The sequence below is a fragment of the Devosia sp. CAU 1758 genome, from assembly GCF_054482695.1.
This window is the reverse complement of record NZ_JBTLRJ010000003.1, coordinates 14,357-26,921: the sequence shown is the minus strand read 5'-3', so window position 1 is coordinate 26,921 and position 12,565 is coordinate 14,357. Positions and strand designations below refer to the sequence as shown.

The 12,565-nt window shown below is 61.1% G+C and carries 13 protein-coding genes; 5 read left to right on the top strand and 8 right to left on the bottom strand.

The features are described 5' to 3' along the window. Positions 1 to 19 precede the first annotated feature (19 nt). From ACXYMS_RS10225 to ACXYMS_RS10205, 5 genes are read right to left on the bottom strand one after another with little or no spacing between them, the layout of a single operon-like run. A complete protein-coding gene (locus tag ACXYMS_RS10225; RefSeq protein ID WP_458906012.1) occupies positions 20 to 862 on the bottom strand; it encodes a carbohydrate ABC transporter permease in 843 nt (280 codons plus the stop codon). Beyond that, on the bottom strand, positions 859 to 1,782 hold the full coding sequence (locus ACXYMS_RS10220; RefSeq protein WP_458906010.1) for a carbohydrate ABC transporter permease: 924 nt from the start codon (positions 1,780 to 1,782) through the stop codon (positions 859 to 861). The genes ACXYMS_RS10225 and ACXYMS_RS10220 overlap by 4 nt, the downstream gene beginning before the upstream one ends. A 23-nt stretch (positions 1,783 to 1,805) precedes the next feature. Then, positions 1,806 to 3,044 carry an ABC transporter substrate-binding protein gene (locus tag ACXYMS_RS10215; protein ID WP_458906008.1) on the bottom strand — a complete coding sequence of 413 codons (1,239 nt, stop codon included), beginning with the start codon at positions 3,042 to 3,044 and terminating at the stop codon, positions 1,806 to 1,808. A 49-nt stretch (positions 3,045 to 3,093) separates the two neighbouring features. Next, entirely contained in the window at positions 3,094 to 3,867 is a 774-nt protein-coding gene (locus tag ACXYMS_RS10210; protein ID WP_458906006.1) for an SDR family NAD(P)-dependent oxidoreductase, read from the bottom strand. After that, positions 3,864 to 4,619, bottom strand: coding sequence for a FadR/GntR family transcriptional regulator (locus ACXYMS_RS10205; RefSeq protein WP_458906005.1), 756 nt, complete (start codon positions 4,617 to 4,619; stop codon positions 3,864 to 3,866). Before ACXYMS_RS10205 ends, ACXYMS_RS10210 begins: the two co-directional genes overlap by 4 nt. A gap of 124 nt (positions 4,620 to 4,743) precedes the next feature. On the opposite strand from ACXYMS_RS10205, the gene ACXYMS_RS10200 reads away from it, so the two are divergent. The 5 genes from ACXYMS_RS10200 to ACXYMS_RS10180 are packed head-to-tail and all read left to right on the top strand — an operon-like array spanning position 4,744 to position 9,136. Next, positions 4,744 to 5,868 carry a mandelate racemase/muconate lactonizing enzyme family protein gene (locus tag ACXYMS_RS10200; RefSeq protein ID WP_458906003.1) on the top strand — a complete coding sequence of 375 codons (1,125 nt, stop codon included), beginning with the start codon at positions 4,744 to 4,746 and terminating at the stop codon, positions 5,866 to 5,868. Next, the gene (locus ACXYMS_RS10195; protein WP_458906001.1) at positions 5,865 to 6,986 is read left to right on the top strand and encodes a mandelate racemase/muconate lactonizing enzyme family protein; all 1,122 of its coding nucleotides are present in this window, start codon (positions 5,865 to 5,867) and stop codon (positions 6,984 to 6,986) included. The genes ACXYMS_RS10200 and ACXYMS_RS10195 overlap by 4 nt, the downstream gene beginning before the upstream one ends. Before the next feature lie 35 nt (positions 6,987 to 7,021). Further along, positions 7,022 to 7,909 (top strand): DUF6772 family protein, encoded by an 888-nt coding sequence (locus tag ACXYMS_RS10190; RefSeq protein ID WP_458905999.1) that lies wholly within the window; start codon positions 7,022 to 7,024, stop codon positions 7,907 to 7,909. A 1-nt stretch (position 7,910) separates the two neighbouring features. After that, positions 7,911 to 8,243 (top strand): hypothetical protein, encoded by a 333-nt coding sequence (locus tag ACXYMS_RS10185; RefSeq protein ID WP_458905997.1) that lies wholly within the window; start codon positions 7,911 to 7,913, stop codon positions 8,241 to 8,243. Positions 8,244 to 8,257: 14 nt separating this feature from the next. Continuing rightward, positions 8,258 to 9,136 carry an SMP-30/gluconolactonase/LRE family protein gene (locus ACXYMS_RS10180; protein WP_458905995.1) on the top strand — a complete coding sequence of 293 codons (879 nt, stop codon included), beginning with the start codon at positions 8,258 to 8,260 and terminating at the stop codon, positions 9,134 to 9,136. 549 nt (positions 9,137 to 9,685) lie between these two features. On the opposite strand, the gene ACXYMS_RS10175 is transcribed toward ACXYMS_RS10180, so the two are convergent. From ACXYMS_RS10175 to ACXYMS_RS10165, 3 genes are read right to left on the bottom strand one after another with little or no spacing between them, the layout of a single operon-like run. Beyond that, positions 9,686 to 10,987: a TRAP transporter large permease gene (locus ACXYMS_RS10175; protein WP_458905993.1), complete on the bottom strand. Its 1,302-nt coding sequence runs from the start codon at positions 10,985 to 10,987 to the stop codon at positions 9,686 to 9,688. A 22-nt stretch (positions 10,988 to 11,009) separates the two neighbouring features. Next, complete coding sequence (locus tag ACXYMS_RS10170; RefSeq protein WP_458905991.1) at positions 11,010 to 11,501, bottom strand: TRAP transporter small permease; 492 nt, start codon at positions 11,499 to 11,501, stop codon at positions 11,010 to 11,012. A 32-nt stretch (positions 11,502 to 11,533) separates the two neighbouring features. Next, positions 11,534 to 12,535: a sialic acid TRAP transporter substrate-binding protein SiaP gene (locus tag ACXYMS_RS10165; RefSeq protein WP_458905989.1), complete on the bottom strand. Its 1,002-nt coding sequence runs from the start codon at positions 12,533 to 12,535 to the stop codon at positions 11,534 to 11,536. Between the last annotated feature and the right edge of the window lie 30 nt (positions 12,536 to 12,565).

The following is a 12,565-nucleotide window of genomic DNA, read 5'->3' as shown; positions in this document are numbered from 1 at the left end:
TTCAAGTTTGCGCGGAGCATCATCCCTTCACTCCCGACATGGCAAAACTCTCGACGATTTGACGTTGGGCGATCAGATAGACACCGAGGATCGGCAGCACGGCGAGGCAGGTGGCTGCAAGTTGCAGGTGCCAGAGCGGGGCTCCATAGGGATCAGTGAAATTGCTGAGAGCCAGCGGAAGGGTGAACATTTCGAGGGAGCTGACGAACACCAACGGCTCGAGGAACAGGTTCCAGGAATGAAGGAAAGTGATGATGGCTACCGCCGCAAGGGCCGGCCGTGACATCGGCAGCGCGATCTTCCACCAGATACCCACGGTGGTCAGCCCGTCCATCCGCCCGGCCTCTTCAAGCTCTTTTGGCAGGGCCAGAAAGAACTGCCGCATCAGAAAGGTCGCCATGACACCGTGAGGTCCAAAGACCGGCAATAGCACCAGGGGAACATGAGTGTCGCTGAGGCCCATCCATCCAACCAGGAAGAAGTTGGGAATGATGGTGACCTCTTCGGGCACCATCAGCGCCGAGATCAACCCCACCATCAACAGCCCCGAACCCGCAAACCGGAGACGCGCCAGCGCATAGCCCGCGAGCGAGGAGATGATCAGCGTTAGCCCGGTAACAAGCCCTGCGATATAAAGCGAGTTGAAATACTGCCGTGCGAACGGCTGATATTCGAACACCTCGACGAAGTTTCGCCAGTGCCAGACCTCAGGAATGAGGCTTGGCTGGCCAAAGATTTCCGATGCCGATTTGAAGCCTGAGGCCACCATCCAGAGGAACGGGAACACAAACGGCACCGAAACGACGCCAAGCGATATGACCCAGAGAACCTGTTTGAGGTGTTGCAGATTGCGGGCACTCATGCGGCTCCCCTTCCGCGCATCATCACCTGGACGATGGTGAGCGCCAAAACGATGACGAACATCACGATTGCCAGGGCCGACGCGTAGCCGATTTCAAAGAACTCGAAGGCCTGCTGGTAGATGTAGAAGGCAAGCACCAGCGTGCCGTTTTCCGGCCCGCCACCGGTCATGAGAAAGATGTGGTCGAACACCTTGAACGAACCGATCGTGGTTAGCACCACGATGATGAGCGTGGTCGGCGCCAAGAGCGGCCAGGTGACATAGCGAAAAATCTGCCATTCCGATGCGCCCTCGAGCCGGGCCGCTGCGTCATAGTCGCGCGGAATGGCCTGCAGTGCAGCGATATAGAGGATCATGTTGAGCCCGACCATCTTGATCACCCGGGTCACGATCACTGAAACCATCGCCCAGTTGGGATCGCGCAGCCAGTTGGGTCCGTCGATGCCGATATTGGCCAGCATCAGGTTGACCCCGCCCGCTTCGCCCTGCAGCAGGAATTTCCAGACGATCGCCCAAGCGACGGCCGATGTGATCACCGGCGCAAAGAACACCGTACGAAAGAAGATGACCCCGGGACGCGGACGCGACAGCGAAACGGCAAGTATCAACGCCAGTGCCATGTTCATGGGCACCAGCCCGATGGCAAAGATCGTCGAATTGCCCATCACATGCCAGAAATCGGGATTGCGCGTCAGCGCATCGGCGAAATTGTCCAGTCCAACAAATGTGGAGCGCTGGCTAAGCAGGTTCCACTCGGTGGTGGCATAAAACACCACCGCCAGCAGCGGCCCGACGAAAAAGATCATGAAGCCGATTGCGGTCGGGCTGACAAAGAGCCAGGCGACAAGGGCTTCACGCCGCCTGAGCGTCAGGAGGGGCGCGCTTTCGCGGCGCGCCCCGGTTGAAGTGGATAAGGTCATCTGTCCCACCCGGATTTCCTGGCCTAGAGGTCGGACTGGATTGCCGAGCACAAGTCCTCGAGGGCCTTGGCGACATCTGCATCGGCGCGCCACAGGGCGTCCGAACGCGGCTTGATCGCTGCAAGGATCTGCGGCATGCGTTCATGAGCGGGCAGCACGGTTCCTGCCTCGATAGCGGACTTCACATGCGCCATCTGCTCAGGAGGAATGGCCGGGTTGCTATCGGTAAAGACGGCATCGTCAAGCACAGACTGACGTGCTGGCGGGAAGAACTGCGCCATGGTGACGACGTTTTCCGCGCTCGTCATGTGCGCTAGGAACTCAGTGGCGAGTTCCTTCTGTTTGCCGGTGGCAAAGACGACGATCCCGGCTTGGCCGACTACCGGCGATTCCCCGGCAGGTCCTTCAGGCAAGGGCGCGATGCCCCATTCAAATCCCGCGTCCGTCAGTCGCGAGGCGCGCGAAATCTGGTTGATGGTCATGGCGGCATCGCCGGCAAAGAAGTCACCCTGTTCACCGGGCGGCACGATGGTCTTGTCTTCAAACACCATGTCGTGGAGCAGCGTGACGGCTGCGACCGCTTCCGGCTCTGCCAGTCCGCAATTCCCGTCCTGCCAGGCATATCCGCCATAGGCGCGAATGGGGGGCATCAGCGCATGCATGATGCGCGAGTCATATCCCTCGCCGTCCTTGAGCTCGAACCCCCAGGTCTCGTTGGCGGCGGCAACCTGCTGGGCGACTTCGCGCAGCTTTTCCCAGGTCCATTCGCCATTCTCATGTAGCTCGAGCGGATCCTGTGCGCCGGCTTCATCGAACATGGTCTTGTTGAAGTAGATCATGAACGGCGAGGTGGAAAAAGGAATGCCATAGACTGCATCCCCTTCCGCCCATAGGCCCATGGCATCAGAGGAGAAGTCGGCATAGTCATAGTCTTCTTTGGCGCGCAGAGCCTCGCCGACATCTTCAAGCATTCCGGCGTCAACGAAAGCGGGAGCCGGCTCCTCGCCCAGCCAACCGAGATCGGGTGCATTTCCGCCAGCCAGTTGGAAGGTCAGCTTCTGCACATAGTCGGCAGCCGGAATGGTTTCAAACGTCACACTCACGTCCGGATGGGTCTGCTTGAAGTCCTCGGCGATGGCATTGAGCATCGACAGATGCGCCTCGTTGCCGGTCCAGACGGTCATGCGCAGGTCCTCCGCCGACGCAGCGGTGCTGGCCAGAAGCGCCAGCGCCAGTCCGGATAATCTCTTGTCGATATGCATAGTCTTCTCCCTCTTTCCTTGCCCGGATTGATTTGATTACGGTGACGGCTCAGGCCGGCGCGTCACCGATACTCCACCCGCCATCCACCATGATGTTGGTGCCGGTGATGTAACTTGCCTCCTGCGAGCACAGCAGCAGCACCGGCGCCACGATGTCCTCGGGGGTCCCTGGCCTGCCGGCCGGAATTTTGGCGCAAACGGCCGCGGCAAAGGCCGGATCGGCATAGCGATGGACCGTGCGCTCGGTCACGATGGCACCGGGCGAAACCACGTTGATGGTCACTCCGCCCGCGGCCACGTCGCGCGCGATGGATCGAACCGCTGTCAGCTGCGCCGATTTGAGTGAGGCGTAAGTCAGGGTTTCCGAGCGCGGCCGGTCGGCCATGATGCTGCCGATGCAGACGATCCGGCCCCATTCACGCTCCAGCATCGGGGGCATGCAGGCCTGCATCATGTTCAGCGTCGCAATGAAATTGGCCTGCACATGGTCGCCGACCATGGCCGCATCAATCTCGAGCCACGGCCCGCGCCGCTCGATAGCGGCATTAGCGATGAGAATATCGATCGCCCCATGCTCGACAAGCAGACCCTCGACCAGCTTTCCGGCTGCATCGGGCTGGATGAAATCGGCAGAAACGACACGGGCGACGCCCCCCTGCTCGACGATCAGCCCCGCCGTCGCGGCAGCCACTTCAGCCTGGTCATGGTGATGGATGATCACTTCGGCGCCCCGGCCCGCAAGGCCAAGCGCGATGGCTCGACCAATGCCCGAACTTCCCCCCGTGACCAGCGCCCTGCGCCCTGCGAGATCCCTTGGGCTCATGATCCGCTCCCATCGAGCTTGCCGGCTACTTCGAACGTGGCGATGTCGGCGGCACTGTAGTGATCGCGGATGCGCGCTGCAGCAGCCTCCTCGTCGCCGGCCTCGATTGCCTGCAGAACCGCCTCGTGCCGCGCGATCGTGCGCTCCCAGTCTTCGGCTGAACGGTTCGATCTTTGGGTGAACAGCTCGGAAACTTCGCGCTGAATCGATCCTAGGCCTTCCATCTGCACCACGACCATGGCGTTGCCCGTGGCGCGCGCCATGCCAAGGTGAAAGGCGATGTCACATTCGGTGAACCGCTCTGGCTGCAAAATCGTCGAACGCATCTTGGCTGTTGCAGCCTTCATCTGCGCCAGGCCGTCGGCGCTGCGGCGATGGGCTGCGAGCTGGGCGATTCCCGTTTCAACCACCCGGCGCATTTCGTTGGCTTCGCGCAGACGCTTCAAGCTCGACCGGACCGCATACCCATAAAAGCGTTCCAGCGGCTCGCCGTTGAGCGCCTTGGCGCGGGCAACCTTGCCCTGCTGGGTGTGGATAAGCCCCACCCCCGCCAGTTGGCGCAAGGCTTCACGCGCGATCGGCTTGGACACACCGAATGTGCGCGCAATCTCGCCTTCGGACGGCAGGGCATCGCCCGGCGCGATGCGTCCATCCAGCAGTGCACCGGCAATCGATTGTGTCACCGTGTCGGCCAGCCGGGCCGCCGGGGGCACGACATCAAACAGGGACTGGTCTTCGGCATCTTCATGCATGAACGACTTAACCTCTCTCTCACGACGCTAAACAAACCTTGCCAACTTAGCAACTAGGTTTTTTAGTTGTTTAGTTGCTCGTTTTTGCCTACGAGTTGTCGCGTCACTGTTTAGGGAGAGGCGGATGTCGAAACAATCGGGTCATCGCATTGCGGAAGTGCGGGTCTTTCCGCTGGTCCAGCGATTGCCCCAGCCCGCGAAAACCTCCTGGGGCACTTATGACGAGGTCTCGATCGTTCTAGTCGAAATCGAAACGAACACCGGCCTGCGCGGCGTTGGCGAATGCCTCGCGCGCTTTGCCCCGAAGGGTTATGCCGAAGTCATCAAGGCGGCCCTGCCCCGGCTCATCGGCCAGGATGCGACAGCGATCGCAGCGCGCTGGAAGGACGTCCGGCGCACCCTCTCGGGCCGCTCGGGCGGTATCTTGATCGAAGCGATATCGGCCATCGACATTGCTCTCTGGGACATTCTGGGCAAGGCGGCCAACCTGCCAATTTCGCAGTTACTGGGCGGCGTAGGACGCACCCGGGTTCCCGTCTATGGCGCCTCGGTTCGCTGGGGCACCGATGAACAGACCGACAGCGACCTCGACGCGATGCTGGATCGCGGCCTGACCGACATCAAGGTCAAGATCGGCAATCCGGTTGCCGATGCAGTACGCCGGATCGCCCGCGTGCGCGCTCGCGCCGGCGACGACATTCTTTTGAGCGTCGATTCCAATTGGGCCTATACGCTCGAGGAAGCAGAGATCGTGGCCAAAGCCTTGCGTGACAATAACTACCACTGGTTCGAGGAGCCCGTGCGCCCCGAAGATGAGGATGGCTATCGAAAGTTGCGCCAGCGCACTGACGTGCCGCTTGCCGCCGGCGAGAGCAACTACACGCTCGACCAGGCCATGCCGCTGATCCGCGATCGCGTGCTTTCTGTCCTTCAGCCTAATATCACGCGCTCGGGCGGCATCACCGAAGCTCGCCGCATGGCCGAAATGGCGGCCATGTCAGACATTGCCTATGCCCCCCATGTCGGCATGTCGGGAATTATCTGCGAGGTGGCGAGCCTGCATCTGGCAGCCGCGATGCCCAACACGCGCGCGCTCGAATGCCCCTTCTCGGCCAACCTCTTCCGCGACGGCCTTGCCAGTATCGCGCCGGCTCACACCCGTGTCGAGAACGGCACAGTCGCGGTACCGCAGGGCCCCGGGCTTGGCATTGAAATGAACTGGGACGCCGTAAGAGAGATGACACGATGACTGACGTATTGATCACCGATGTGATCGCCCATCCGTTGACGCAGACGATGACGCGCCCCACCAGCACCTCCTGGGGCACCTATACCGAGGTGTCGATGGTGCTGGTCGAGGTGCGCACCGATGCCGGCGTGACCGGCGTAGGCGAAACGCTGGCGCGATTTGCCCCCAGGGCCTATGCTGAGATCATCGAGACGCTCTTGAAGCCGCGCCTTGTCGGCCAGCCCGTCTCCAATATCTCGGCTCACTGGAATGCGATGCGCCGGGCTCTCTCGGGGCGCGCCGGCGGCATGCTAGTCGAAGCGATTGCCGGGGTCGATATCGCCCTCTGGGACATCATGGGAAAGCTCGTCAACATGCCGATTGCCCAATTGCTGGGCGGCATGAACCGGTCCGAGATCGATGTCTACGCCGCCGCCATCAACTGGGTTGACGACGACGAGGCCGATGCGGAGCTCGACCGCCTTCTGGGCCGCGGGTTTACCCGGATCAAGGTGAAGATGGCGCATCCGGTCAAGGACGCCTGCCGCCGGATCGAGCGGATCCGCAACCGGGCCGGCGATGCCGTCGGCCTCTGCGTCGATGCCAACTGGGCCTATGGCCTCGATGAAGCGATCGAGGTCGGCCGGGCGCTGGCCGCCAATGACTATTTCTGGTTCGAGGAACCGCTCCGCCCCGAGGACGAACAGGGCTACGAGGCCTTGCGCCAGCGGTGCGACGTGCCCCTGGCGGCCGGCGAAAGCAACTATACCGTCGATCAGGCCCGCCGGCTCGTTGCCAACCGCACCCTGTCGTACCTTCAGCCCGATGTTGCGCGCGCAGGAGGCATCACCGAGACCCGGCGGATGGCCGTTCTGGCCGATGCGCATGATGTCGGATACGCGCCCCATATCGGCATGTCAGGCATCGTTTGCGAGACCGCCAGCGTCCACCTCTCGGCCGCCATGCCGAACTTTCGCGTTATGGAATGCGAATGTGACGAAAGCCCCTTCAAGGTGCAGATCGCCGATCTGCGCCCCGGCTGCATGCGCCAGGAAAACGGCCGCCTCAAGGTCCCGACCGGTCCCGGCCTCGGGCTCGAGATCGACTGGGACGCCGTCGCACATCTGCGCAGCAAATGACAACTGCCGCCCGCCCATCTTAAAAGGAAACAAATATGACAGAACAGATGGAAGTCATGCGTCGGGAGCTGCGACTGGCCGATCCCGCCCTCAGCCGCTTCGACCCGATGCGCCGCATCATCTCGCACGACGATTTTTCGCGGGGCCATTGCGGGTGGTCGCAGCTTGTCGGCAACTATGAGGGCAGTCTCGACACCATGCTGCCCGGCTATGCCCAGCACACCAGCGCAATGCTATCCACCCTGCCTCACTGGGATGCGGGCTCCCACGGTGGCGTCGACAGCTCCTATGCGCTCAAGATCGCAACGCGTCCCCGTCCCGGCGCCCAGAACGTCGCCATCAAGCGCCTGACGATGCGCAAGCGTTGCCCGATCCGCTTCGAGGCCTATGTGACCTTTAAGCCCGAAGCGACCGAACTGCGCCTGGGCGACAACGACGTGCGCTCCTGGGGCTTCCTGTTCGATCTCCAGGGCGGCGACCGCGATGGCGACGACCGGCGCGTCATGCCGCACCTGCGCTTCCTCAACGCCGAGAACGGCGAAACCTTGCGCAAGTGGCAGTTCAAGCCCGGCAGGACCCAGTTCACCGCGATTGGCGACGACAACAAGACTCTCAGCCACTATCACCTGTCGCCCGATGGCTGGACCGACTTTCCCGACGGCAACCAGCTCGTCTGCTACAACGAGATCGCCACCAAGGTGAATTGGCACTACGTCTGCTTTGATTTCGACCTGGTGACGATGAAGCCGCTTCGGTTCACCTGCAACGACCGGGAAATGGATCTCTCGACCTTCGAGTCCATCTCCATTCCCGCCATGCCCAACCTCTGGAACATGCTCAACTTCGCATTCTTTGTGGAAACCGACGCCGCCAAGCGCGCCTTCCTTTATGTCGATTCCGCCTGCATCTCGGGGGAATTCTAATATGCTGCCCGAAAACATTACCGCCATTCTCGCCCGCAACGAACTCTGGCAAGGTAGCACCGCAAGCGAACCTTATGAGGCCGGCTGGGCAAAGGAAGCCATCCTCTTCGTGCGCGCCCTCAAGCAACCCGAAGGTCCCCGGCCCTTGGCCCGCGTGCAGATATCGGCTGACGGCATGAACTGGGTCGATGAAGGCTCGACGGTTGAACTTCCCGGAGACGGGCAGACGCGCGCCGTCAAACTCACGCATTTCGGCAACTGGTTGCGCCTCTGCGCTGATTTCGAACCGGGCGCATCCGCCACCCTGCTCGTTTCTCTCCATCTCAAGGCCTGAGGAGAGCCGGTCGCGTGAGGCAAGCTGAGATCCGGGCGCTGCCCGACACCCAATGCCAGACGGGCGAAGGCATCATCTGGTGCCCGCGCCGGCATCGGCTGTTTTTCGTTGACATCGCCGGGCGCGCGCTCTGTTCCTACGATCCTCAGACAAACTCGGGCAGCCGCTGGCCGCTGCCTGAAATGCCTGGTTGTATCGCATTGACAGAGGGCGACGAGATCATCGTTGCCCTTCCCGACGGGCTTCACAGCTTTGATCCGAAAACCACGGCGTTGACCCTTCTCGTCGCTTTGCCGCAAGACGCCCCGTCCGGCCATCGCGCCAATGACGGAGCAACCTCTCGCGGCGGCCGACTGGTCTTTGGAACGATGACCCTTGGCGATCGCTCGATAGCATCCGGATCGCTCTACCACTGGGATGGCGTCAACTTGGAACGCCATTTCAGCGGCCTCCATATCGTCAACGGCCTCGCCTTCAGTCCGGACGACCGCACCGCCTATCTCTCCGACAGCTATACGGACGTGCAGACCATCTGGGCTTTCGACCATGACCCCGACACCGGAGCTCTGACCGGTCGACGTGAGTTCTTCAGGACGAACGAGTTTGCCGGGCGCCCGGACGGGGCCTGCGTTGATACCGATGGCTGCTACTGGATGGCCGGCGTCGGCGGTGCGGAATTGCTGCGCATCAGCCCAGTCGGGAAAATCGACCTTCGCATTGAAGTGCCGGTCCAATGGCCAAGCAAACCGTGCTTCGGCAGCAGCGACCTCCGGAAAATGTACGTTTCCAGCCTCCGGCTTGCAGATTCCTCCGACGTTGAAGGTCAGGTCATCGAGATCGATTCCCCCTACCAAGGACTTCCGGAACCGGTCTGCCGATTCCGGCCAGCATGAGGCCGCAGAGAACTGGCAGGGGGATTAGGCCAACTATCGAATCCCCAGCCACCTAATCTGTCATGGTAAGGGTTCAAGGGCGATCTGCCTGTGCAACGACCACCTATATGGGGGCACGCCCAGATACTGCATATCGATACGAGGCGAGCGATTGCAGGCACTCATCGACTTCGGACGGATGCTCCATCTTTTCTGTCAGCTTAGATGAAGCGGCACAATCACACCATAATGTATTGCGGCGACGAAAGAGCAGACTGACAACTTTCGTGAATTCGCGACTTCTGGTTAAACGGCTGAAATGGGGGGCGTCTCCGTCAGACAGCAGTTGACCCATTCCGGTCGATCGCATCACTTGTCGGCCCTTCCGACAACTGCCGTGGTCGGCGTGGACCAGTCATTTTTCAGACGATACTGAAATGGGGAGCCTGACGTTAGGCAGTTGGAGAGCTCATCGACCTACTTCAATGATACACGCGCCAACGAGGGCTTGGGGTCGACTACCCGCGCTCCGATTACCAGCCCCCTTTCTAATAGACTTCTTCTCTCGCGCTAGTTCAACAATCCGGCAAAGCGCGGCAGCCAGAGCACCAGGTCGGGCACATAGGTGATCAGCATCAGGATGCCGACGAGCAGGGCAATATGAACCCAGACCTCGCGGATCATCTCGCCGAGTGGGATGCCGTTGATGGCCTTGATGATGTAAAGCAATATGCCATAGGGCGGGGTGATCAGCCCGATCATCATGTTGAACACCACGACGATGCCGAAATGGTGCAGGTCGATGCCCAGCGCCGCTGCCGTCGGGATGAACAGCGGCGTGATCACCAGCATGATGGTTGAGACGTCGAGGAAGCACCCGAGGATCAGATAGAGGATGTTGACGAACAGCAGGAAGGTCCACTGGTTCATCTCGAAGCTCACGAGGAACTCGTAGAGCATCTGCGGTACGCGCTCGATGGCGATGGCGTAGTTGAAGACGAAGGCACCGCCCAGAACGAGGGTGACGACGGCGGTGGTCTTCACCGTCTCGCGGACCACATTGAAGAAGTCGGCAAAGCCCATGCTGCGATAGGCGACGACCGCCAGGATCAACGCATAGAAGGCCGAAACGGCAGCGGCTTCGGTAGGCGTGAAAGCGCCGGAATAGATGCCGCCCAGCAGGATCACCGGCATCATCAACGGCGGAATGGCGCGGATGATAATGAGCGGGTAAAGGGCCCATGGAATGGCGTCCTCGACCGGGAATTTACGCCTGATTGCGACGATCTGCACGAAGACGCATTGCACCAGCACGATGATTAGCGCCGGCACGACGCCCGCAATGAACAGCACGCCCACCGAGGTGGACGAGATCAGGGCATAGAACACCAGCGGAATGGAAGGCGGGAAAATCGGACCGACCACGGCGGTGGCGGCCGTCAGCGCCCCGGCAAAGCCGCGCGGATAGCGATCCTTCTCGATCATCATGCCGGTGACCACCTTGCCGACGCCCGCGGCGTCGGAAATGGCCGAGCCACTCATGCCCGAAAAAATCAGCGAGGTGATGACATTGACCTGGGCCAGGCCGCCCGGCAGGCGCCCGACCATGGCCAAGGAGAATTTGAGCAGCCGCTCGGTGATCTTGCCCGATTCCATGATGTTGGCGGCAAAGATGAACAGCGGCACCGCCAGCGCGACGAAATTGCCGAAGACGCCGTTGAGCACGTTTTCGGCGGCCAGGCCGACGTCGCGGCCCGATACGAGGAGATAAAAAATCGAGGCAACGATCATCGAGATCGAGAATGGCAGGCCGGAGGCCGTGATTACGATCAGCAGGATGACGAGAATAGGAAGGGCGTAATCCGCCAGCATGATGGAACTCCTTGCGGGCGGGTCAGAGGTGGTGGCGCCAATTGCGCCCCATCAGGCCATAGAGGCGGTAAATCCCCTGCCCCGAAAAGGACACCAGGAACACCAGATAGCAGCCATAGATCCATTCCATGGGCAGACGCAGCACCGGCGAATTCTTGCGGGTGAGGAAGGCCAGGTAATCCATGGTGTGGGGAATAAGCAGCCCAAAGGCGAGCAGCAGGACGACCATCGCGAAGATGGCCGAAATCCGCCGCCCGCCATCGGGGAGAACGTCGTAGAGCACATCGAAGGATACATGCTCCTTGATGCGCACCATGAAGGCCGCCGCCCAGAAGACCGCCCAGATGAAGGCGATCATCACGAATTCTTCGGTCCAGGCGAGCGGCCGGTTCATGACATAGCGCATGAAGACCTGGACGATGAAACCGCCAAAAGCTGCCGTGAAGAAAATGATCCCGAGGGCGTCGGCAATCATCCGCAATCTGGCAAGGAGGGACTTCTGGCTGTCGTTCATTGCGTCGTCCAGGTCAGGCGTGGTCGTGGCTATCAGGGGGCCAGTTCGTTGATGCGGTCAACCCAGCCCTCGGGCCACGAGGCTGCGCGGTCGGAGGTCAGGTAGAAATTCTGCACATGGGTGCGGAAGGCATCAACGTCGGGGGTCGTGACGGTCAGGCCCTCTGATTCAAAAAATGCAACCAGGCGGTCTTCATCGGCGATGCGTTCGGCATTGTTCCAATCACAGGCGGCGACGGCGGCCTCGGTCATCTTGGCCCTTTCGTCGTCGGTCAGCTTGTCCCAGGTCTCGTTGTTGACCACCATGGGCAGGCCGTCGACCAGGTGGCTGGTCAGCGTGATCTGCTTGGTGACTTCGTAGAACTTGGCAGCCTCAACTGTCGGCAGCGGATTGTCCTGTGCGTCGATGGTGCCGGTCTGGAGCCCGAGATAGACTTCGCCGAAGGGCAGCGGGGTCGGATTGGCGCCCAGGGCTTCGCCCAGGAAAAGCCAGCTGTCCGAACCGGGCATGCGCAGCTTGACGCCGGCCAGATCTTCAGGGGTCTGGATATCGCGTTCGCTGCGCAGGTTGAGTTGGCGGGTACCGAGATAGCAGGCATCGAGAATATGGATGCCCATTTCGTCGGACACGCGCTGCTTGAATTCGGTGCCGATGTCGCTTTCGAGCACGGCACGATAGTGCTCGGGGCTCTGGAACAGATAGCCGGCGGTAAACAGGCCATATTCGGGAATGGCGTCGGCGATCAGCTGGAATGCCACATAAGCCATTTCCGCATTGCCGCGCTGCAAGGCATCGAGATCGGCGTTCTGGCCGAACAGCGAACCCGAGTCATAAAGCTGGGTGTCGAAGCGGCCGGGGACCAGCTCCTCGAGCTTTTCGGCAAAGACCTTCATGGCCTGGGTGTGCAGGTCCGTGGGCACCGACACGGTGGTGAACTTGAGTTCCAGCTTGTCCTGGGCAAAGGCGGGCGCCGCCATCAGGGTGGCGAGTGCAGTGGCGGTCATGGCGACCAAGGCGGTTTGCTTAAGGGTCATTTCGATCCTCCCTCTCAAGCGATGTTGGAT

Coding starts and splice junctions, on each gene's coding strand:
- ACXYMS_RS10195 (WP_458906001.1), top strand. CDS start 5,865: ATGACTGACGTATTGATCACCGATGTGATCGCCCATCCGTTGACGCAG.
- ACXYMS_RS10210 (WP_458906006.1), bottom strand. CDS start 3,867: ATGAGCCCAAGGGATCTCGCAGGGCGCAGGGCGCTGGTCACGGGGGGA.
- ACXYMS_RS10190 (WP_458905999.1), top strand. CDS start 7,022: ATGACAGAACAGATGGAAGTCATGCGTCGGGAGCTGCGACTGGCCGAT.
- ACXYMS_RS10205 (WP_458906005.1), bottom strand. CDS start 4,619: ATGCATGAAGATGCCGAAGACCAGTCCCTGTTTGATGTCGTGCCCCCG.
- ACXYMS_RS10175 (WP_458905993.1), bottom strand. CDS start 10,987: ATGCTGGCGGATTACGCCCTTCCTATTCTCGTCATCCTGCTGATCGTA.
- ACXYMS_RS10215 (WP_458906008.1), bottom strand. CDS start 3,044: ATGCATATCGACAAGAGATTATCCGGACTGGCGCTGGCGCTTCTGGCC.
- ACXYMS_RS10225 (WP_458906012.1), bottom strand. CDS start 862: ATGAGTGCCCGCAATCTGCAACACCTCAAACAGGTTCTCTGGGTCATA.
- ACXYMS_RS10165 (WP_458905989.1), bottom strand. CDS start 12,535: ATGACCCTTAAGCAAACCGCCTTGGTCGCCATGACCGCCACTGCACTC.
- ACXYMS_RS10200 (WP_458906003.1), top strand. CDS start 4,744: ATGTCGAAACAATCGGGTCATCGCATTGCGGAAGTGCGGGTCTTTCCG.
- ACXYMS_RS10220 (WP_458906010.1), bottom strand. CDS start 1,782: ATGACCTTATCCACTTCAACCGGGGCGCGCCGCGAAAGCGCGCCCCTC.
- ACXYMS_RS10170 (WP_458905991.1), bottom strand. CDS start 11,501: ATGAACGACAGCCAGAAGTCCCTCCTTGCCAGATTGCGGATGATTGCC.
- ACXYMS_RS10185 (WP_458905997.1), top strand. CDS start 7,911: ATGCTGCCCGAAAACATTACCGCCATTCTCGCCCGCAACGAACTCTGG.